The sequence below is a fragment of the Streptomyces sp. NPDC001617 genome (genome assembly GCF_053596855.1).
This window is the reverse complement of sequence record NZ_JBSFHA010000138.1, coordinates 1-18,550: the sequence shown is the minus strand read 5'-3', so window position 1 is coordinate 18,550 and position 18,550 is coordinate 1. Positions and strand designations below refer to the sequence as shown.

The window sequence follows — 18,550 nt, the reverse complement described above, 5'->3', positions numbered from 1 at the left end:
GCGCCCTGCTCACCGCGATCCCGACCCTGATCGTGTACTTCGTGCTGCAGCGGCAGTTCGTCAGCGGGCTGACGCTGGGCGCCAACAAGGGCTGACGGTCCATCAGTGCTATGTCACATGTCACATGTCACATATGACATTGCACCGTTTTGAAAGAGAACCACTGTGCCCCACCCCTTCACCCCCATAGCCACCGTCCCCGTGGACCCGGTCAACGCCCGTGTCCACGAGGAGGGCTGGCAGTCCTGGAGCCCCAGCGGCGCCTACGCCCTCGGCGAGAAGCCGTACCGCCCGACCGACGACAACTGGGCAACGGTCTGCTACCGCCCCGGCGTCACCGCCCCCGAGGGCACCTTCCAGGGCGAGGGCCTGCTGGCACTCGACCCGGGCGACGGCTCACCGACCCGTCTGTGGGCGGCAGTCGAGCCCACCCGGGCGGTCCCGTCGATCCGCCTGGTCGTGACGGACGGCGTCGCGGAGGTCACCGCCGACGGGCCGGTGAAGGAGTGGACCGGCGCCGACATCCAGTCGGCGCTGGCGGACTGGGCCTCCGCGCTCGACGTACCGGCCCCGCGCCCGGCCCCCACCGTCTGGTGCTCCTGGTACGAGTACTTCACGAACGTCACCGAGGACGACATCCACGAGAACCTCCGTGCGATGGACACCCTCGACCTGCCCATCGACGTGGTCCAGATCGACGACGGCTACCAGAAGGCCCTCGGCGACTGGCTCACCCTCTCCGGCCGCTTCCGTTCCCGCGAGGGCATCGCGAACGCCATCCGGGCCCGGGGGCGCCGTGCCGGCATCTGGACGGCCCCCTTCCTGGTCGACCCGGCGAGCGACCTGGCCACCGAGCACCCCGACTGGCTGGTCCGCGACACCGACGGCGGCTTCACCCACGCCGGCCGCAACTGGGGCCACGACCTGCGCGTCCTGGACACCACCCACCCCGAGGCGGCGGCCTGCCTCACCGACGTCTTCCGGACGCTGCGCGCCGAGGGCTACGACTACTTCAAGGTCGACTTCCTCTACGCGGGCGCCCTGGACGGCGTACGACACGCAGACGTCGACGCCCTCACCGCGTACCGCTCGGGCATCGAGCTGATCCGGGAGGCGATCGGCCCGGAGGCCTATCTGCTGGGCTGCGGCGCACCCCTGTTGGCGTCGATCGGCCTGTTCGACGCGATGCGCGTCAGCCCCGACACGGCCCCGCACCGCCGCTCCGAGGCCGACGACTACAGCCAACCCGGCCAGGACCCGGCCGAGTTCACCGGCGTGGGCCGGCAGTGGCAGCACGGCCGTCTCTGGGTCAACGACCCCGACTGCCTGATGGCCCGCCCGGCGGTGGAGACGAGGGAGCGGTGGGCTGCCCATGTCGAGGCGACGGGCGGCCTGATGGCGTCGAGCGACCGCCTGCTGTCGCTGGACGAGTGGGGCGTGGAGACAACGCGGCGCCTTCTCGGCGGAGTTGACCGATGACCAGATCCCTGAAGCTGCCGGGCATCGCGTACGGCGGCGACTACAACCCCGAGCAGTGGCCCGAGGAGGTCTGGGCCGAGGACATGCGGCTGATGGCCGAGGCCGGGGTCACCATGGTCAGCGTCAACATCTTCTCCTGGGCGCTGCTCGAACCCTCCGAGGGCACGTACGACTTCTCGCGCCTCGACCGCATCCTCGACATGCTCTACACCCACGGCATCGCGGCCGACCTGGCGACCCCGACGGCGGCCCCGCCGGCCTGGTTCTTCGTCGAGCACCCGGACGCCCTGCCGGTCGACCAGGACGGCCGCAGACTGTCGTACGGCAGCCGCCAGACGTTCTGCCCGTCGAGCCCCGCCTACCGCGAGGCGGCCCTGCGGATGGCCGGGGAACTGGGGAGGCGCTACGCCGACCACCCCGCCGTCGTGATGTGGCACGTCCACAACGAGTACGGCTGCCACAACGCCGAGTGCTACTGCGATGTGAGCGCGGAGGCGTTCCGCGCCTGGCTCCAGGACCGTTACGCGAGCCTGGACGCGCTCAACCACGCCTGGGGCACGACGTTCTGGAGCCAGTGGTACTACGACTGGAACCAGATCCTGCCCCCGCGCGCGACCGGCGCGGTCCCCAACCCCACCCACCAGCTGGACTGGCGCCGCTTCTGCAGCGACGCGCTGCTCTCGCTGTACGAGGCGGAGAGCGAGGTCCTGCGGGCTGCGGCCCCTGAGACCCCCGCGACCACCAACTTCATGGTGAACTTCAGCTTCGAGGCGCTGGACTACTGGCGCTGGGCCCCGGCCCTGGACATCGTCTCCAACGACCACTACCTGCGCTCCACCGACGCCGAGTCCCAGATCGACATCGCCCTCAGCGGCGACCTGGTCCGCTCCCTGGCGGGCGGCCCCTGGCTGCTGATGGAGCACTCGACGGGCGCGGTGAACTGGCAGCCGGTCAACCGGGCCAAGACGGCAGGGGAGTTGCGCCGCAACGCCCTCGCCCATGTGGCCCGGGGCGCCGACGGCATCGCCTACTTCCAGTGGCGGGCGGCGAAGGCGGGCGCCGAGCAGTGGCACTCGGCGATGCTGCCGCACGCCGGCACCGACAGCCAGATCTGGCGGGACGTGGTCCGACTGGGCGCGGACCTGCGGGCGTTGGCGGAGGTACGGGGCAGCACGACCCCGGCGCAGGTGGCCATCACCTGGGACTGGAACTCCAGTTGGGCGATGGAGCTCCCCTCCCAGCCGAGCGGCGAACTGCGCTTCCTTGACCTGGTCCGCTCCTGGTACGAGCCACTGTGGCGCGCGGGCGTGCAGGTGGACTTCGTCCGCCCGGACGCGGACCTCTCCCCGTACCGGCTGGTCCTGGTCCCCAGTCTCTACCTGGTGGACGACGAGTCCTCGGCCAACCTGACGACCTTCGCCGAGCGCGGCGGCACGCTGGCGGTCGGCTTCCACAGCGGCATGGTGGACGCCAACTGCCATGTCCGGCTGGGCGGTTACCCCGGCGCCTTCCGCGAGGCCCTGGGCGTACGCACGGACGAGCTGTTTCCCCTCCTGCCCGGACAGACGCCGACCCTCACCGACGGTGGCACAGGCACCCTCTGGTCGGAACGGGTGCGGCTGGAGGGCGCGGAGGCGGTGACGTCGTACACGGACGGCCCCCTGACGGGAGTCCCGGCGGTGACACGCAACTCCTATGGCACGGGCACCACTTGGTACATCGCCACCCACCCCGACCCGACGACCCTGGCCACCCTGCTGGACCGCGTCCGTACGGAGGCGGGCGTGGCCCCCGTCCGCACGACCCCCGCCGATGTGGAGGCGGTGCTGCGACGCGGCCCGGACGCCGACTACCTCTTCCTGATCAACCACAGTGACGAGTCCGCGGAGGTCCCGGTCTCCCCGGGTGCGGTCGAACTCCTCACCGGAAAGCCGCTGTCGGGCTCGGTCGGCGTGCCGGCGGGCGAGGTGGCGGTGGTGCGGGAGCCGCGGCGGGACTGAGCGGCTCAGACGGCACATGACCGGAGGCCCCGGCCGGGGCCTCCGGTCAGCGCACCGGGAAGCCGAAGGTGTACCCCTGCTCCTTCAGCCACGGCAGGACCTCACGCAGGGCCGCCACCGTCTCGGAGCGGTCGCCGCCGCCGTCGTGGAAGAGGATGGTCGGGCCGTTGGAGACCTCGCTCTTGACGGTGGTGACGATGGCGGCCGTGCCGGCGCGCTCGAAGTCCTTGGAGTCGACGTTCCAGCCGAGCGGGCGCATGCCGTGGGAGGCGGCGAGGTGGCGGCTGTAGGGGGTGAAGGCGCCGCCCGGGGCGCGGTAGTAGAGCGGGCGGACGCCGCCCGAGGCCTTGGTGATCATGTCGGCGGCGTTGAGGATCTCCTGCGACTGGTAGGCCTGGGACTTCTTGTCCATGGTGGTGTCGTGGGACACCGTGTGGTCGCAGAGCCGGTGTCCGGCCGCCACGACGGCCTTGACGATGTCCGGGTTGGCCTGGGCCTGCGGGCCGATCATGCAGAAGGTGGCCTTCACGCCGTATTCCTTGAGGACTTGCAGCATCTGTGGCGTCCAGACGGGGTCCGGCCCGTCGTCGATGGTGATGTTGACGGCACGGGCGCCTCCGGCCGAAGCGTGCGCTATCTCCGCCGACACGGGAGCCACCTTCCGGGCCTGCGCCTGGGTGTTGGACTTGCCGGGGTGAGCCTGGACACCTGCGGCGGCACCGATCTGCGCGCCCCACACCGAGGCCATGGCGGCCATCGCGGTCACCCCGACCGCCGCCGCGAGCACCTTGCCGTACCAACCCCGTCCGCTGTGTCGCGTCATGACCCGTGTTCCCTGCCGTCGCCGTGTGCCTGCGCATCCTGTGCGTCCTGTGCATACGACAAGAGGCTGTAAGTCTGCTCACGGATCCCGTCGTTACCGATCACGGACAAACCCGCGGGGATCTCGCGACAGAACCTCGCGACAGAACCAGCGGACAGAACCAGCCGACAGAACCTCGCCACCCAACCTCCCCCGCCTTCCGGCCATCTCAAGAGAGGGACGACAAACCGGAAGGGGTGAGGGAGAACCGTGCCGGCCATGGGTCAGCGGATGCACCTGGTGCTGCTCACCGCCTGGACAGTCCTGTGGTTCGCCGTCGTCGAGCGGCACGGGGGGTTCTCCTGGCACTACCTGCGTACGGGCGGGGAGTTGCTCTACGCGGGCCGGCACCGCCCCGACGGCGGCCTGAACCTCTACGCCCACCACCCCGACCTGCAGATGGGCCCGCTCAGCTTCCTGGCCGCCGGCCTGTTCAACCCCTTCCCCGAGCCCGTCGGCCAGTTCCTGGCCGCCGCCCTGATGTCCCTGCTCGGCCTGGTGATCCTGGTGGTGGCCGGCCGCAGCGCCGCCTGGCACTTCCTCGGCACCGGCACCAACCACCAGCGCCTGCGCCAGCGCGTGCTGATCGCGGGCCTGGCCTTCATCCCGATGTGGATCGAGGTCGCGGTCCGCTTCGGCCACCTCGACGACGTCCTGGCCCTCTTCTTCACGACCCTGGCCGTACGGTCCCTCACCCGCGGCAATGCGGCCGCGACCGGCGCGTTACTGGCCCTGGCCATGGACTCCAAACCGACGGCCCTGGCCTTCCTGCCCCTCCTTTTCGCACTCCCGAGAAGCCAGTGGCTGCGCGCGGGCGCATGGTGCGCGGCCCTGGTGGCGCTGGTCTGGCTGCCGTTCTTCCTCGACGCCCCGGACTCCTTCGCCGCGGCGCAGTTCACCATCCCCAACCAGCCCGCGTCCGCGCTGCGTTGGCTGGGCGTCGAGGACCCGCGCACCCCGCCCTGGGACCGCCCCGCCCAGGCCGCGGCGGGCCTGGCTCTGGGCGGCATCGCCGTCTGGCGAGGCCGCTGGCCGGCCGTGGTCCTGCTCGGCGCGGGCGCCCGCATCGCGCTGGACCCCAGCGTCTACACGTACTACACCGCGTCCGTCCTGCTCGGCACCCTGCTGTGGGACGTCATCGGCCAACGCCGTCTGGTCCCCTGGTGGAGCTGGATCGCCCTGATCACCCTCTACGGCACCGTCTTCGCCGTCCCCGACGACGCGACCCGCGGCCTGGTCCGCCTCGGCTTCGTGGTCGTGTCCACCGCATACGTGCTGTTCTGGCCCGTGCGGGATCGGAGGCGGCGACAGCCCCTGCCTCCTGGCGGGCAGAGCCGTCAGGTGGTCACCAGGTGACCGGAAGCTCGGTGACGCCGCCGGTGAGGGTGGTGCGCACCTCCAGCTCGTCGACGCCCTTGGCGAGCCGCAGACCGGGCAGCCGGCGGGCCAGGGTGGCGAACACGATGCGCAGCTCCACGCGGGCCAGGCTCGCGCCGATGCAGAAGTGCACGCCGTGGCCGAAGCCGAGGTGGGTGTGTTCGGCGCGGTCGGGGTCGAAGGTCTCTGCGTCGGTGTAGACGGCGGGGTCGCGGTTGGCGGAGTTGACCGACAGGACCACGGCGTCGCCGCGGCGGATGGTGACGCCGGCGACGTCGACGTCGGTGTGGGCGTACCGCAGGAGGCCGAGGTCTCCGGGCGCGCCCATGCGCATGATCTCCTCGACGGTGGCGTTGACCCGGCCGGCCGGGTCGGCGGTCAGCGCCCGCCACCGGTCCGGGCGGGTGAGCAGGAGCAGCGTGCCCAGGCCGATGCGGTTGACGGTGGTCTCGTGCCCGGCGAACAACAGCCCGACGCAGAGCCGGACCATCTCGTCGTACGCGTAGTCCGGGTCGGTGCTCTGCGCACGCACGAGGTCGGAGATCACGTCCTCGCCGGGCCGCGCGCGTTTGGTCTCGGCCAGAGCGGTCATGTAGGCGCTGAACTCGTCCCGGGCCCGGTGGGCCGCGTCGCCGATGGCGTAGTCGGCCATGCGCGCCGACAGCGCGGCGAAGTACGGATGGTCGTCCTCGGGCACCCCGAGCAGTCGGCAGATGACCGCCACGGGGAGCGGGAAGGCGAGCCCGCTGTGCAGATCCACGACGCCTTCGGGCGAGGTGGTGTGCTCGGCGACGAGCCGGTCGACACAGCCGTCGACCAGCTCCTGCACATGCGCGGAGAGCATCTGCATCCGCTTGGCCGAGAACGCCGGGGTGAGCAGCCGCCGCATCCGGGTGTGGTCGGCCTCCTCGGTGTCGTGGTTGCCCGCGGGCCCGTCCAGTACGGCGGCGGTGGTCAGGCGCGATGCCTGCTCCGGCGCCGGATGGGAGCGGCCGAGCCGTTTGTCGCCGAGCAGGTCGCGGACCTCCGCGAAGCGGGTGACCAGCCAGGCGGGATCCCCGGCCGGTGTGGTGACCGGTGCGATGGGCGCCTCGCGGCGCAGCACCTCGTAGAAGGGGGCGAGATCGAGGATGTTCGGCCGGGTGAAGGGCAGCTGCGGACGGTCGGCACGCTGGGCAGGCTCGGCGGCAAGGCTCATGGCTCTCCTCCGGTGATCTTCCGGTGGCTCGACCGTAGCTTTACTGGCATCCACTGCCAATAAAGTTTTCGGTCAGCCGGCCGGTGGAGCGGGCGGGCCTAGGATCGCCCGATGGAGGACTTCAGAGCGGCCGTCCCCGGCCGGGTGCCCCGCCGGGGACGGCCGCCGGTGAGCGACGAGCAGCGCGAGCTGCAACGCCTCGACATCTCCCGGCATGCGGTCCGGCTCTTCGCCGAACAGGGCGTGGCCGCCACCTCGGGGGAGCAGATCGCCCGCGCGGCGAAGGTCTCCGAACGCACGCTGTGGCGCTGGTTCCGCAGCAAGGAGAGCTGCGTGGAGCCGCTGCTCACCAAGGCGATCGAGTCCTTCCGGGCCGTCCTGCACGCCTGGCCGCCCGGCACCGAACTCACGGAGCACCTACGAGCGGCCTATCAGCCGGTCCTCGACTGGTCCTCGGACGGGGACGTCGAGGCGGTGCTCACCGTGGTCCGCCTGACCCGGGACGAACCCGCGCTGCGCGCCGCCTACCTCGTGCTGCGGGAGCGTGCGGAGGACACCTTCGCCGCAGTGCTCGCCGAACGCACCGGTCTGCCGCCCGACACGTTCACCGTTCGCGCCCAGGCCGCCGCCATGAACGCCGTACTCAAAGTCGCGACCGATCGCCTCGCCCGCGACGCGGCCGAACACGGCGTCACCCCCGAGACCCTGCACCGCCACCGCGACCACCTCGCCGGGGCCCTCAGCCTCGTGACGCGGGGCCTCTCGGACGCGGGCATGTGAGCCCGGCTCACCACACCCACGAAGCGGAGGTGGTGAAACCGCGGCGCATGGAGAAGCGTCCTGATGCACAAGACCGGGAGAACGTATCCGAGTTACGCCATCTCCGGCCTGTCTGGACGTATCAGAGAGGGTGGTTCGAAATGGCGCGCCGGAACCGTTCCCTGTGCCGCGGTGCCGCTCTGGGCATGGCCGCTGCTGCGGTGGCCCTGCTGACGAGTTGCACGCAGAACAGCAGCACTGCGCACAGCAGCCCTTCGAGCCCAGCGCAAACGCCGTCTTCGTCGGCCGTGGCGTCCACGGCGGCGGGTACGGCGGCGGGTACGGCGGCCGGGCACACCACCGCCGGCTCCCCGGCCAAGACCACCGGCTGCCGGTCATTGCCCGCATCGCCCACCGTCAAGGCGAGCGTCACGGCGGCCTACGGCAGCCAGGCCCAACCGCCCCTCAGCCACATCACCCCGGTCAAGGGCACGTTCTACTACGGCAGTTGCGGCGGGACCTTCTATGCCGGAACCCGCTTCCAGCTCACTCCCGGCAGCACGGAGGCGGAACAGGTCGCCCTGCAGGACGACGGAGCCGCGATGAAGTACTTCGTCGATCGCCCCGGCACCGGTTGGCGCTACGCGGCCAGCGACGGTCTCCCCGCCGATCCTCAAGGGTGCGCCGCCATCACCCAGATCCCGACCCACCTCGCCGCCCTGTGGAACGACTGCCGGTCCACGGCCTGACCACCTGGCCCTCCTGACCCGGCGAGCCGCTCACCCGCGGAGTCGACCCACCGCACGACCCGGTCCGTCAACTTCCGTGCGGTCACGGGTCGAGTTCCAGGTCGCTGAGGGTGCGTACGGTCCGGTTGCCCGAGGTGGCGATGTACTCGACCGTGATGGCCGCACCTTTGTCGATGGCGCACAGGCCGCGGGGGCGATGCGCACCCGTCCGTGACCTCGTGCGGTGTCGGCGATGAGACAGGTCAGCGGCTGTGGCAGGGCCGTGGCGGAGCCGGCTGCCAGGTCGGCTGTGATGTCGTCCGCGGTGCTGCCTGCGTCCAGGGCCCGGCGGATACTGCCGGCACTGAGGCGCCATACCGACGCCGTGCCACTGGTCTCCCGGTCGGCCATCGAATCCAGCAGCGCCGCGAGTCGCGCGGACGGGCTCTCGGCCGTGCTCCTGGTCGGCCTGGTCCTCAACGGCACCTCGGCTGGTCCTGGGCCGATCCCATTGCCGTCCTCGTCATCGCCGCCGTTGCCACAAAGGAAGGTCGCGACGTCCGGCAGGGCAAGGGCTGCTGTGCGCCCTCCGCGGCGACGGGCCCGACCACCGACACCGAGGCGGACGGTGCGTGCGGCTGCCGCCCAGGCTGTGATTGCTGTGACTGACCGAGGGCGGGCAGCGCGGCGCGAGGCCGTGACCGGTCTCTCGTCCGGGTCACGGCCTCGCTGGTGTGAGGTCGGTCATCGGCGGTTCAACAGCAGCCGCCCGCGACGGCCGGTTCCTTCGAGCCGGTGTCGGCCTCGGCCGGGCCCGCGCAGCAGGTGCTGCCCTGCTGCTTGGCCAGGTTGTCGGCGTCGGCCTTGACGACGTACACCTCCCAGGGTTCCTGGCCGGGGCCGTGGACCCAGACCTTGTCCTGGAGGGCGTAGCAACAGGTCGTGTCGTTCTCCACCTCGGTGGCCAGCCCCGCCTCGCTCAGGCGGGCAGTGGCGGCGTGCACCGCCTCGGCCGTCTCGACCTCGACGCCGAGATGGTCCATGCGGGTCGCCTCGCCCGTGGTGCCTTCGATGAGGACGAGCTTGAGTGGAGGCTCGGCGATGGCGAAATTGGCGTAGCCGTCGCGGAGTTTGGCGGGCTCGGTGCCAAAGAGCTTGCTGTAGAAGGTGACCGATGTGGCGAGGTCGGGGACGCGGAGGGCGAGCTGTACGCGGGATGTCATGGCGAACCTCCTGGGGTGAGTGGGGTGTTCAGCAGCCGTCGGAGGCGGCGGCCGGGGCGCCGATGCCGATCTGAAGGGTGGCGGGTGCGGCGCAGCATCCGCTGCCCGACTGTTCGGCGTTCTCCGGCTCGTCGAATAGGCCCGCACCACCGCACACGCCCGTCTCCGGGAGGGTGAGTTCAACGCGCTCGGCGGCCTCGCGGTCGCCGGCGATCGCGGCGGTGATGGAGCGGACCTGCTCGTAGCCGGTCATGGCGAGGAACGTCGGGGCGCGGCCGTAGGACTTCATGCCGACCAGGTAGACGCCCTGTTCGGGGTGGGAGAGCTCGTTCACGCCGTGGGGATGGACGGTGCCGCAGGAGTGGACGTTCGGGTCGATCAGCGGAGCCAGCGCGGTCGGTGCCTGGAGGCGGTCGTCGAGGCCGAGGCGGAGCTCGGAGAGGAAGGAGAGGTCGGGGCGGAAGCCGGTCAGGACGATGACCTCGTCGACCGGATCGAGGTGGCGGCCGTCTTCAGCGACGAGGACGAGCCGGCCGTCGCCGTCCTGTTCCACAGCCTGTGTACGGAATCCCGTGACCGCGCTCGCGTGGCCGGCCTCGACTGCCGCCTTGGCGCGCAGGCCCAGCGCGCCGCGCGCGGGAAGCTGGTCGGCCTCGCCGCCACCGTACGTGTTCGCGCCGATACCCCGGCGCAGGATCCATACCGCGTGCGTACCGTCCTCCTCCTTCGCCAGGTCGGCGAGGAGAGCGAGGGCGGTGAAGGCGGAGGCGCCGGAGCCCACGACGGCGGTGCGCCGACCCGTGTAACGGGCGTGCACGGCAGGGTCGTTGAGGTCGGGAACCCGGTAGGAGATGCGATCGGCGGCCTCCTTCTCCCCCAGGGCCGGCAGGCCGTCCGCACCCATCGGGCTCGGGACGGACCAGGTGCCGGAGGCGTCGATGACGGAGCGCGCGGTGATCCGCTCCTCGTGGCCGTCGGCGGACCGGATGTGCACGGTGAAGGGCTGCTCGTCGCGGCCTGCGTCGACGATCCGGTCGCGGCCGGCGCGGGCCACTCCGGTGACCGTGGTGCCGTAGCGGACCTGGTCGCCGAGGGAGTCGGCGAGGGGCTGGAGGTAGTGCTCGGCCCACTCACCGCCGGTCGGGTAGGTGGTGCCGTCCGGGCGCACCCAGCCGGTCGGGGCCAGCAGCTTCTCGGCGGCGGGGTCGACGACCTCGGCCCAGGTCGAGAACAGGCGCACGTGCGACCACTCCCGCACCGCGCTGCCCGCGACCGGGCCGGCCTCCAGGACGAGCGGCTCGAGGCCACGCCCCACCAGATGGGCGGCGGCGGCCAGGCCGACGGGGCCTGCACCGATGACGACGATGGGCAGGTGGACCGTGGGCTCGGCCATGAGAACTCTCCCCTTGATTCCTGCTTGCTCGACTTCTTGTTTCGACGTTTGTCGATGTCTTGATGGCAAGCGTGACACCTGCTTCGAGGCATGTCAATATAGACATATGTCGAATCTGAAGGCGCTGCCGCTCGTCGAGGTGCCGTGCTGCCCGCCGCTGACCGAGCGACCGCTGACGGCCGAGGAGGCCGAGCGGACCGCCGCGATGTTCAAGGCGCTCGGGGACCCGGTGCGGCTGCGGCTGTTCTCGCTGGTCGCCTCGCATGCGCGCGGCGAGGCGTGCGTGTGCGACATCTCCGACGTCGGCGTCTCACAGCCGACGGTCTCGCACCACCTGAAGAAGCTGAAGGAGGCCGGGCTGCTCACCTCCGAGCGGCGCGGCACCTGGGTCTACTACCGGGTCGAGCCGTCGGTGGTCGCGGCGATGGGGCAGATGCTGAGGATCGCCGACTGAGGCGACGGGCCGCCCGCGGACCGCCGGAGCGGCGGCCCGTGTCCCCGTGCCCCGCGGGTCATTCGGCCGGTCGGCCGCGCCTGAAGATGAGCGCGACCAGGGCCAACCCGACTGCCGCGCCCACGAGTTGCATGCCGACGAACGCCGGGACCGAACCCGGCGCGATGCCCGCGAAGGTGTCGGTGAAGGCGCGGCCAAGGGTCACCGCAGGGTTGGCGAAGGACGTGGATGAGGTGAACCAGTAGGCGGCACCGATGTACGAGGCGACGGCCACCGGGGCGAAGCGCAGGCGGTCGGTGCGGGCCAGGCCGAAGATCAGCAGGATCAGGCCGGCGGTTGCGACCACCTCGCCCAGCAGCAGATGACCGGCCGAGCGGTCGTGGGTGGACCACTTGACCAGCGGTTCGCCGAACATCGCATCCGCCAGGATCGCGCCCGCGATCGCGCCGACGATCTGGGCGGGCACGTACACGGCCACCTCGCGCAGGGTGACGCCGGCGCCGCCGCGGCGGGTGGTCCACCACTCGGCGAGCGTGACGGCGGGGTTGAAGTGCGCGCCCGAGACCGGGCCGAGCACCACGATGAGCACGCCGAGGCCGAAGACGGTGGCCGTGGAGTTCGCGAGCAGTTGGAGCCCGACATCCTTGGTCAACTCGGTGGCCTGGATGCCGGAGCCGACCACCACCGCCACCAGGGCGGCGGTGCCGATCAGTTCGGCGGCGGCCTTGGCGATCAGCGGGGGAGCCTGGGGCGGGGTGGCGCCCGGGGCGGGCTGCGGCTCGGTACCGGTCGCGGCGGGAGGTGTGGCGGGCTCTCCGGCTCTGTCGTGCTCGGTGGCCTCGGTGGCGGTCAACAGGACTCCTTCATTGCAGTCGCCGTAGGGGCGGCGATCAGGGGCAGGACCGCTTGACGTTGTTCTCGGCGGTGGCGCGCGCGGTCTCGGCCAGGTCGGCGAACTGGCCCGCGAGTGAGGCGATGACGTCGGGCTTGAGCCGGTAGTAGGTGAACCGGCCGCACGGCTCGGTCTCCACGACCCCGGCCTCGCGCAGCACCTTCAGATGGTTGGAGAGGTTGGTCTGTCTGGCCCCCGTCTCCTCGATCAGGTGGGTGCTGCAGAGCGTCTCCTTGGCGAGCAGGGTGACGATCCGGAGGCGGAGCGGGTCCGCGAGAACCCGCAACAGATCAGTGTCGACTGACTTCAGCATGGGCTGATACTGTCACATCACTCTGGGCTGATACCAGCCTGGGCCGAGCCCTGGGACCCGCATCCCCCCGTGGGGACCCACGCCCCGAAGGGGGTTCCCATGACCGCTTCCCCGCTCCCGGTCCTGCCCGACGGACGCCTCGGGTCGACGCCGTAAGCCGTACACCTCGTCCTCCCGTACACCTCGTACAAAGGAAGAACCCATGCCCTCCAGCCCGCTCGCCTCCGTGCTGTTCGTCTGCGTCCACAACGCCGGCCGGTCGCAGATGGCCGCCGGATTCCTGACCCACCTCGCGGGCGACCGGATCGAGGTCCGTTCCGCCGGTTCCATCCCGGGCGACCAGGTCAACCCGTCCGCGGTCGAGGCCATGAAGGAAGTCGGCATCGACATCGCCGACGCCAAGCCGAAGATCCTCACCACCGACGCCGTCCAGGCGTCCGACTACGTCATCACCATGGGCTGCGGCGACGCCTGCCCGATCTTCCCCGGCAAGACGTACCTCGACTGGGCCCTCGAAGACCCGGCGGGCAAGGGTGTCGAGTCCGTCCGCCCCATCCGCGACGAGATCCAGAAGCGCATCGAGGCCCTGATCGCTGAGATCGACGCGAAGTAGCAGGCGTTTGGCATCGGTGACCCGGTGACGCCACCGAGAGCCCAGGACCGACCCCCGCACAGGGCCGACGCTCAGTGACACCAGCGGTCGAGGTAAGCGCGAAGACCCTCCAGTTGGAGGCCACGTGCTACATAGCCGAGGTAGCCGTCCGGGCGCACAAGGCCCTGTGCGACGCCTGGCCACGGGCTCTCCGTGCCCAGTCGATGGACGTTGATGAGGTCGCCCCTGCCGCGTACGACCGGTGCGAGCCATTGGTCCGGCCAGAGGTGGTGCGGCCCGGTCAGCAGCAGGTGATAGCCCGGTGCGGCGGTCCGCGCCTGGAGTCCGTGCGGAAGATCGGGCAGCCGGTCACCCGCCCGGGGCCCGCTCCTCCTCAACGCACGCGAACCCACACTGACCGGGCTGTGGCGGTAGTGGATGTCGAGCTCTGAGACGGTACGGAAGACACGGTTGCGCAGTCGGCTCGCGCGCAGCGCCAACGGGGCGATCCGCGGAGCGAGTTGGACGCGGGCCAGGCGGAGGACAGGGTTGCGGCTGGTGGCGATGGTGAAGGCTCGGTCGGTGAAGCGCAGAACGCTGCGGCCGACCGGGGCGCGTTCCGCCTCGTACGTCTCCAGCAGTTCCAGGGGTGCGGCGCCCCGGCAGACGAGGGCGAGCTTCCAGCCGAGGTTGAGGGCGTCCTGGATGCCGGTGTTCATTCCCTGCGCGCCGGCCGGGCTGTGGATGTGGGCGGCGTCCCCGGCCAGGAAGAACGGGCCGGATCGGTAGTGGGCCGCGCCACGGTTGTGGAGCCGGAAGTCGGTCATCCAGACCGGGTCCCGCAGGCGCAGCTCCTCGTCGGCGTATCGGTCGACGATCTCCTGCATCAACCCCAGCGTCACCTCGAGGTCCGGCGAGCCAGGGGGCCGCATCGCGAGCATCCGCCAGGTCGCGGGCTCACCGAGGGGGAAGAAGAACAGCATCCCGGCATCGGTCATGAAGGTGTGCGCGGCACCCGGCTCCAGGCCGTCGGCCTCCAGGTCGGCCAGGAGGAAAGTCTGCGGGTAGGCGGAGCCGAGGAAGTCGATGCCCGCCTCGCTCCGTACGGTGCTGTGGGCGCCGTCGCAGCCGACGACATACCGGGCGCTCACGGTCTCCTCGCTGCCGTCCCGCCGCCGTAGGTGACAGGTGACGTATGCGCTCTGCCTCTCCAGCCGTAGCACTTCTGTGCCCCGCTCCACCGTCACGCCCTCCGCGCCCAGACGCTCCGCGAGGACACTCTCGGTCTCGGCCTGTGAGAGGAACAGCAGGAAGGAGTACGGGGTGTCGGTGAGCTCGCCGGAGAAGAGCGGCATCTGGACGACGCGTCCCGGAAGATGCATCCGCAGCTGCACCGCGGGATTACCGCGCTTGACCAGCTCGTCGGTCACTCCGAACCCGGCCAGCGCCTCCAGCGTGCGCGGCTGGATGGCCAGGGCCCGCGACTCACGGACCCGGTCGAGGGAGCGGTCGACGATCCGGAAGTCGGCGCCATGGGCGCGGAGTTGCGCGGCGAGGGCGAGCCCGGTCGGCCCCGCACCGACCACCAGCACATCCAGCGCTGCCGTCATGCATCCACGGTAGTGCTGACAGGACCCGGCCGTCGGAATCATCGGCACTCGCGAGCGCGGTCACCACGGCTCCAGCGACGTCGTCCTCGGCGAGCGCCGCAGCCCGTACGTCGGGTCAGGTCCCACCTTCGGTGCACTGGAAGGTCTAACGTCGGTGGCATCCGCAGTGACATGGGAGGACACGACCATGCGCATCACGGTTCTGACGGTGCCCGACTGCCCCCACGGGCCGCTGGCGCGCGAGCGGATCGACCAGGCGCTCGACGGCCGGAGCGCGGAAGTGGAGCTGGTCGAGGTCGCCGACGAGGCAGAGGCTGCCCGGTGCGGCATGACAGGCTCGCCGACCATCCTCATCGACGACATCGACCCCTTCGCCGTGCCGGGGGTTCTGGCCTCTGTCTCCTGCCGCCTGTACCGGGGACCGGACGGGCGGGCCGAAGGGGCACCGAGCGTGGCCGATCTGCGGCGTGCGCTGCAGGTCGCGGACGCCACCGCGGACTGCGGGGATCTGCCGATGGATGCTGCCGGGCGCGCCGGACGAGGGCGCCTCGCGCCGACCACCGCCGGCCTGCGGGCCGTGCAGGGCGGTGTTGCGGCACTTCGCGGCCACCGGCCGCGCACCTGACCCCGACGACCTGGACGACATTGCCGCCCCGCACGGTCGTGGCGCCGCCGACGTTCTGGCGGAACTGGCGGCCGAAGACTTCATCACGCTCGACGACCAAGGGCGGATCCGAGCGGCGTACCCCTTCTCGGCCCTGCCCACGGCCCACCGCGTCCGCCTCCCCGACGGCACCCAGGTGTGGTCGATGTGCGCGGTGGACGGCCTCGGTATCCCCGCCATGCTCGACACGGACGCGGTGATCACCTCCAGCGACCCCGTCACCGGCGACGCGATCACCGTCATGGCGGCCGACGGGCAGCTGGACCGGGCCCCGCCCACCACCGTCGTCCACGTCGGCCAACGCTCCTGCACCGGCTCCGCGGCCGACGTCGCCTGCGGAGCCCCGAACTTCTTCGCCAACCGCCGCACCGCCCGTATCTGGGCCCGGCAACATCCCGATTACGCCGGTAAGGCCGTCGACCAGACCCGCGCCGAAGCCCCGGGCCGGGCCGATTCCTGTTCGTGAGCGTCGGAGGGCCGCGGTTCGACCGGCTGCGGGCCAACGACCGGGTGCAGGCGTTCTTCACCGGTGCCGGACCGGCGGTCATCGGCGCCATCGCAGGACCGGCGCTCCCCCTCGCCCTGGCACGGCAACACGCCTGGCGGTACGGGGTCCTCGCCGCAGCAGTGGTGTGGCTGCCGGCCGCCCGCCGGGGCGTGGTCAGCGCGCTGCTGGGAGCGGGCGTGGTCGGAGCGATGGTGGTGCTCGCCGGGTGGCCGGTGTCCTGACCGTCCGCCGACGTCAGCGGATGGCGTCCGCTCCATGAAGGGGGAGGCGAGCGACGCCCGCACTCAGCGGGCCAGGAAGGCCACTGCGTCCAGCCCCGCGTCTGGGGCAATCATGGGGATGGTGGGCGGCCCCGCCTGCTGAGCAGATACGGATTCCACCGCTGGCGCGGGCGGTGAGTGAGAAGGGCGTCGGCATGTCGGAGCACGAACGGGAACTGGTCGAAGCCCAACGTGAGCACTGGCAGCAGACCTACGCCGAGCACCCTGGCATGTACGGCGAGGAGCCGTCCGAACCGGCCGTCCACGCCGCCGAGGTGTTCCGGGCCGCCGGCGCTCGTGAAGTCCTGGAGCTGGGCGCCGGGCACGGCCGCGATGCCTTGTTCTTCGCGCGTGAAGGCTTCACTGTGCTGGCCACCGACTTCAGCCCGGTCGGCCTGGAACAGCTGCGCGAGGCTGCCCACGCTCAAGACGTCGCCGAACGGGTCACCACTCAGGTGCGGGACGTCCGCCGGCCGCTCTCACTCCCAGATGCCTCGACGGACGCCGTCTTCGCTCACATGCTGCTGTGCATGGCGCTCTCCACCCAGGAGATCCACGCCCTGGTCGCCGAGGTCCGCCGGGTGCTGCGGCCGGGCGGCGCTTTCGTCTACACGGTCCGGCACACCGGGGACGCGCACTACCGGGCCGGTACGGGGCACGGCGACGACATCTGGGAGCACGGCGGCTTCGCGGTCCACTTCTTTCCCCGCGCCCTGGTCGACCGCCTCGCCGAGGGCTGGATCCTTCAGGAGGTCCACGCCTTCGAGGAGGGCGGTCTGCCTCGGCAACTGTGGCGGGTCGCCCAGACCGTGCCACGGTGATCCGGAGCGGTGAACCAGATCACTGTTCACGAAGGTCCGCCGCAGTCCCATCACAGCAACTGGGACCAAGACTGAGATCACACACGTCGAAGGGCCCCACCGCGAACGGTGGGGCCCTTCGACATCGTGCCCGGTGAGGCACTGGCGGAGGATACGAGATTCGAACTCGTGAGGGGTTGCCCCCAACCCGCTTTCCACATGTTCGTCTGGGGGTTCGGGGCGGGACGGGGACGTTCTGACCTGGGGTGGAGCGGGGTGCTGGGAAGGTGGTGAACGGGGCTGGACGGGGGTGAATGCAACCAGAACTGCAACCAGGGATCCGTCCGTATTCCTCGCCCTCCCGCGTGCTCGGCCGCTACGGGCCCCGCTCGCCGTCCAGGGGCTCACGCAGCAGCAGATCCGCGTGGCCGGCGTGGCGGCTCGTGTCCATCGTCACGTGCGCCGTGGCCCATCGCAGCGTGTAGTCGCTGTTCGCCTGGGCGCGGACACCGCCGAGGTCGAGGGATGCGATGAAGCCCCGAAGGTGATCCGGCGATCGCCTGCCGCTCCAGGATGGGGCTGCGCGTAGATCGATTTCGCCAGGCATCCCAGGCGCCAGCTCTCATGTACATCTGCTACATTCGTGACATGAGTGATCCGGTGGTCGAATCCATGGCCGATGTCCGCAGCCACCTCGCCGACGTCATCGATCGCGCTCGTCGGGAGGAAATCCCGACGATCATCACGCGGCGTGGCAAGCAGGAAGCTGTCGTGATCGACATCCAGGAGTACCAGCGCCTGCGTGAGATCGCCGAGAACGCCGAAGAGGCGTGGCTCAATCAACTGGCCGACGAAGCCGAATCCGAGGGTACGGAGGGGTCGGTCTCGCTCGAAGAGATGGCCGTCTTGCTGCGCGCTCAGCAGGGCTGACCCCATGGGGTACGTCACGCGCTTCACGCCGCACGCTCAGCGGGACATGTTCAAGGTTCCGCGCCCTGACGCCCTGCGCATTCTGTACCGCCTCGCCGAACTCCAGAAGGCGATGGATGCGGGAGACACCGCGTCGTTCGACATCAAGGCCCTCCAGGGGCACAGTGCCCGCTGGCGGCTCAGGGTCGGCGACTACCGTGTCGTCTACACCGTTGAGGACGGCCAGTTGATCGTGTGGGTCCTGGCCGTTGGCAACCGTCGCGACATCTACCGCCAAGTTCCGTAGATCCCGGAGTGCAGATCGGTGCCGACTGGCCGCCGGAAGTTGCGGGAGCGTGCGCCTTCCGTTTGTCGAGATGTCCTGAATGGCGCCTGTAAATGCAACCAAAACTGCAACCGACGCACACCGAGGAGCCGAGCCGCAATCGCGGCTCGGCTCCTCGGTGTGCCTGTTCAAGACGGGGCGGAGGATACGACATTATAACAACCGATGGGTTTGGCCCCACAC

General features: G+C 70.7%; 22 protein-coding genes and 1 pseudogene. 14 read left to right on the top strand and 9 right to left on the bottom strand.

Translation table 11 applies throughout. The features are described 5' to 3' along the window. The 3 genes and pseudogenes from ACWC09_RS50210 to ACWC09_RS50200 all read left to right on the top strand — a co-directional run. Positions 1–95 (top strand): annotated as a pseudogene (locus tag ACWC09_RS50210) (carbohydrate ABC transporter permease); the annotation flags it as partial. Between the two features lie 70 nt (positions 96–165). Next, entirely contained in the window at positions 166–1,479 is a 1,314-nt protein-coding gene (locus tag ACWC09_RS50205; RefSeq protein ID WP_450858721.1) for a glycoside hydrolase family 36 protein, read from the top strand. After that, the gene (locus tag ACWC09_RS50200; protein WP_450858719.1) at positions 1,476–3,479 is read left to right on the top strand and encodes a beta-galactosidase; all 2,004 of its coding nucleotides are present in this window, start codon (positions 1,476–1,478) and stop codon (positions 3,477–3,479) included. Before ACWC09_RS50205 ends, ACWC09_RS50200 begins: the two co-directional genes overlap by 4 nt. 46 nt (positions 3,480–3,525) lie before the next feature. Here ACWC09_RS50200 and ACWC09_RS50195 read toward each other — a convergent pair whose 3' ends face one another. Next, positions 3,526–4,302, bottom strand: a complete 777-nt coding sequence (locus ACWC09_RS50195; protein WP_450858717.1) for a polysaccharide deacetylase family protein — start codon at positions 4,300–4,302, stop codon at positions 3,526–3,528. A gap of 270 nt (positions 4,303–4,572) precedes the next feature. Here ACWC09_RS50195 and ACWC09_RS50190 point away from each other — a divergent pair, with 270 nt between their 5' ends. Next, positions 4,573–5,697 carry a hypothetical protein gene (locus tag ACWC09_RS50190; protein WP_450858725.1) on the top strand — a complete coding sequence of 375 codons (1,125 nt, stop codon included), beginning with the start codon at positions 4,573–4,575 and terminating at the stop codon, positions 5,695–5,697. Here the strand turns inward: ACWC09_RS50190 and ACWC09_RS50185 are convergent. Further along, on the bottom strand, positions 5,687–6,916 hold the full coding sequence (locus ACWC09_RS50185) for a cytochrome P450 (protein ID WP_450858716.1): 1,230 nt from the start codon (positions 6,914–6,916) through the stop codon (positions 5,687–5,689). The two genes, ACWC09_RS50190 and ACWC09_RS50185, sit on opposite strands and share 11 nt — an antisense overlap. A 111-nt stretch (positions 6,917–7,027) precedes the next feature. Here ACWC09_RS50185 and ACWC09_RS50180 point away from each other — a divergent pair, with 111 nt between their 5' ends. Both ACWC09_RS50180 and ACWC09_RS50175 read left to right on the top strand, forming a co-directional pair. Continuing rightward, positions 7,028–7,696 (top strand): TetR family transcriptional regulator, encoded by a 669-nt coding sequence (locus ACWC09_RS50180; protein ID WP_450858714.1) that lies wholly within the window; start codon positions 7,028–7,030, stop codon positions 7,694–7,696. Between the two features lie 287 nt (positions 7,697–7,983). Beyond that, the gene (locus tag ACWC09_RS50175) at positions 7,984–8,424 is read left to right on the top strand and encodes a hypothetical protein (RefSeq protein WP_450858713.1); all 441 of its coding nucleotides are present in this window, start codon (positions 7,984–7,986) and stop codon (positions 8,422–8,424) included. Between the two features lie 30 nt (positions 8,425–8,454). Here the strand turns inward: ACWC09_RS50175 and ACWC09_RS50170 are convergent, their stop codons facing one another. The 3 genes from ACWC09_RS50170 to ACWC09_RS50160 form a co-directional block, all read right to left on the bottom strand. After that, positions 8,455–8,814: a helicase-associated domain-containing protein gene (locus ACWC09_RS50170; RefSeq protein ID WP_450858723.1), complete on the bottom strand. Its 360-nt coding sequence runs from the start codon at positions 8,812–8,814 to the stop codon at positions 8,455–8,457. 344 nt (positions 8,815–9,158) lie between these two features. Beyond that, positions 9,159–9,626, bottom strand: coding sequence for an ArsI/CadI family heavy metal resistance metalloenzyme (locus ACWC09_RS50165; protein WP_450858711.1), 468 nt, complete (start codon positions 9,624–9,626; stop codon positions 9,159–9,161). A gap of 28 nt (positions 9,627–9,654) precedes the next feature. After that, positions 9,655–11,019, bottom strand: a complete 1,365-nt coding sequence (locus tag ACWC09_RS50160) for an NAD(P)-binding domain-containing protein (RefSeq protein WP_450858709.1) — start codon at positions 11,017–11,019, stop codon at positions 9,655–9,657. A gap of 106 nt (positions 11,020–11,125) precedes the next feature. Between ACWC09_RS50160 and ACWC09_RS50155 the strand changes: the two genes are divergently transcribed. Next, positions 11,126–11,473: an ArsR/SmtB family transcription factor gene (locus ACWC09_RS50155; protein WP_450858707.1), complete on the top strand. Its 348-nt coding sequence runs from the start codon at positions 11,126–11,128 to the stop codon at positions 11,471–11,473. A gap of 58 nt (positions 11,474–11,531) precedes the next feature. Here ACWC09_RS50155 and ACWC09_RS50150 read toward each other — a convergent pair whose 3' ends face one another. Then, positions 11,532–12,326 carry an aquaporin gene (locus tag ACWC09_RS50150; protein WP_450858705.1) on the bottom strand — a complete coding sequence of 265 codons (795 nt, stop codon included), beginning with the start codon at positions 12,324–12,326 and terminating at the stop codon, positions 11,532–11,534. A gap of 37 nt (positions 12,327–12,363) precedes the next feature. Then, a complete protein-coding gene (locus ACWC09_RS50145) occupies positions 12,364–12,678 on the bottom strand; it encodes an ArsR/SmtB family transcription factor (protein ID WP_450858703.1) in 315 nt (104 codons plus the stop codon). A gap of 202 nt (positions 12,679–12,880) precedes the next feature. On the opposite strand from ACWC09_RS50145, the gene ACWC09_RS50140 reads away from it, so the two are divergent. Continuing rightward, on the top strand, positions 12,881–13,291 hold the full coding sequence (locus ACWC09_RS50140) for an arsenate reductase ArsC (RefSeq protein WP_450858701.1): 411 nt from the start codon (positions 12,881–12,883) through the stop codon (positions 13,289–13,291). Positions 13,292–13,362: 71 nt separating this feature from the next. Here ACWC09_RS50140 and ACWC09_RS50135 read toward each other — a convergent pair whose 3' ends face one another. After that, positions 13,363–14,880 (bottom strand): FAD-dependent monooxygenase, encoded by a 1,518-nt coding sequence (locus tag ACWC09_RS50135; protein ID WP_450858699.1) that lies wholly within the window; start codon positions 14,878–14,880, stop codon positions 13,363–13,365. Between the two features lie 187 nt (positions 14,881–15,067). Here ACWC09_RS50135 and ACWC09_RS50130 point away from each other — a divergent pair, with 187 nt between their 5' ends. The 4 genes from ACWC09_RS50130 (at position 15,068) to ACWC09_RS50115 (ending at position 17,133) form a co-directional block, all read left to right on the top strand. Next, positions 15,068–15,505 carry a hypothetical protein gene (locus ACWC09_RS50130; RefSeq protein ID WP_450858697.1) on the top strand — a complete coding sequence of 146 codons (438 nt, stop codon included), beginning with the start codon at positions 15,068–15,070 and terminating at the stop codon, positions 15,503–15,505. Next, positions 15,468–16,010 (top strand): alkylmercury lyase family protein, encoded by a 543-nt coding sequence (locus ACWC09_RS50125; RefSeq protein WP_450858696.1) that lies wholly within the window; start codon positions 15,468–15,470, stop codon positions 16,008–16,010. The genes ACWC09_RS50130 and ACWC09_RS50125 overlap by 38 nt, the downstream gene beginning before the upstream one ends. Further along, entirely contained in the window at positions 16,007–16,273 is a 267-nt protein-coding gene (locus ACWC09_RS50120) for a hypothetical protein (protein WP_450858694.1), read from the top strand. The genes ACWC09_RS50125 and ACWC09_RS50120 overlap by 4 nt, the downstream gene beginning before the upstream one ends. 194 nt (positions 16,274–16,467) lie before the next feature. Further along, on the top strand, positions 16,468–17,133 hold the full coding sequence (locus ACWC09_RS50115; protein WP_450858692.1) for a class I SAM-dependent methyltransferase: 666 nt from the start codon (positions 16,468–16,470) through the stop codon (positions 17,131–17,133). Between the two features lie 355 nt (positions 17,134–17,488). Here ACWC09_RS50115 and ACWC09_RS50110 read toward each other — a convergent pair whose 3' ends face one another. Next, positions 17,489–17,719, bottom strand: coding sequence for a mycothiol transferase (locus ACWC09_RS50110; RefSeq protein ID WP_450858690.1), 231 nt, complete (start codon positions 17,717–17,719; stop codon positions 17,489–17,491). 41 nt (positions 17,720–17,760) lie between these two features. Here ACWC09_RS50110 and ACWC09_RS50105 point away from each other — a divergent pair, with 41 nt between their 5' ends. Together ACWC09_RS50105 and ACWC09_RS50100 are read left to right on the top strand one after the other, a co-directional pair. Further along, positions 17,761–18,042, top strand: a complete 282-nt coding sequence (locus ACWC09_RS50105) for a type II toxin-antitoxin system Phd/YefM family antitoxin (RefSeq protein WP_450858688.1) — start codon at positions 17,761–17,763, stop codon at positions 18,040–18,042. A gap of 4 nt (positions 18,043–18,046) precedes the next feature. After that, positions 18,047–18,328, top strand: a complete 282-nt coding sequence (locus ACWC09_RS50100) for a type II toxin-antitoxin system RelE family toxin (protein WP_450858686.1) — start codon at positions 18,047–18,049, stop codon at positions 18,326–18,328. Positions 18,329–18,550 lie beyond the last annotated feature (222 nt).

Bases quoted from the DNA above. Each gene is read 5' to 3' on its own strand.
- ACWC09_RS50200 (WP_450858719.1), top strand. From the start codon at position 1,476: ATGACCAGATCCCTGAAGCTGCCGGGCATCGCGTACGGCGGCGACTAC.
- ACWC09_RS50195 (WP_450858717.1), bottom strand. From the start codon at position 4,302: ATGACGCGACACAGCGGACGGGGTTGGTACGGCAAGGTGCTCGCGGCG.
- ACWC09_RS50190 (WP_450858725.1), top strand. From the start codon at position 4,573: ATGCACCTGGTGCTGCTCACCGCCTGGACAGTCCTGTGGTTCGCCGTC.
- ACWC09_RS50185 (WP_450858716.1), bottom strand. From the start codon at position 6,916: ATGAGCCTTGCCGCCGAGCCTGCCCAGCGTGCCGACCGTCCGCAGCTG.
- ACWC09_RS50180 (WP_450858714.1), top strand. From the start codon at position 7,028: ATGGAGGACTTCAGAGCGGCCGTCCCCGGCCGGGTGCCCCGCCGGGGA.
- ACWC09_RS50170 (WP_450858723.1), bottom strand. From the start codon at position 8,814: ATGGCCGACCGGGAGACCAGTGGCACGGCGTCGGTATGGCGCCTCAGT.
- ACWC09_RS50165 (WP_450858711.1), bottom strand. From the start codon at position 9,626: ATGACATCCCGCGTACAGCTCGCCCTCCGCGTCCCCGACCTCGCCACA.
- ACWC09_RS50160 (WP_450858709.1), bottom strand. From the start codon at position 11,019: ATGGCCGAGCCCACGGTCCACCTGCCCATCGTCGTCATCGGTGCAGGC.
- ACWC09_RS50155 (WP_450858707.1), top strand. From the start codon at position 11,126: ATGTCGAATCTGAAGGCGCTGCCGCTCGTCGAGGTGCCGTGCTGCCCG.
- ACWC09_RS50145 (WP_450858703.1), bottom strand. From the start codon at position 12,678: ATGCTGAAGTCAGTCGACACTGATCTGTTGCGGGTTCTCGCGGACCCG.
- ACWC09_RS50140 (WP_450858701.1), top strand. From the start codon at position 12,881: ATGCCCTCCAGCCCGCTCGCCTCCGTGCTGTTCGTCTGCGTCCACAAC.
- ACWC09_RS50135 (WP_450858699.1), bottom strand. From the start codon at position 14,880: ATGACGGCAGCGCTGGATGTGCTGGTGGTCGGTGCGGGGCCGACCGGG.
- ACWC09_RS50130 (WP_450858697.1), top strand. From the start codon at position 15,068: ATGCGCATCACGGTTCTGACGGTGCCCGACTGCCCCCACGGGCCGCTG.
- ACWC09_RS50115 (WP_450858692.1), top strand. From the start codon at position 16,468: ATGTCGGAGCACGAACGGGAACTGGTCGAAGCCCAACGTGAGCACTGG.
- ACWC09_RS50110 (WP_450858690.1), bottom strand. From the start codon at position 17,719: ATGCCTGGCGAAATCGATCTACGCGCAGCCCCATCCTGGAGCGGCAGG.
- ACWC09_RS50105 (WP_450858688.1), top strand. From the start codon at position 17,761: ATGAGTGATCCGGTGGTCGAATCCATGGCCGATGTCCGCAGCCACCTC.
- ACWC09_RS50100 (WP_450858686.1), top strand. From the start codon at position 18,047: ATGGGGTACGTCACGCGCTTCACGCCGCACGCTCAGCGGGACATGTTC.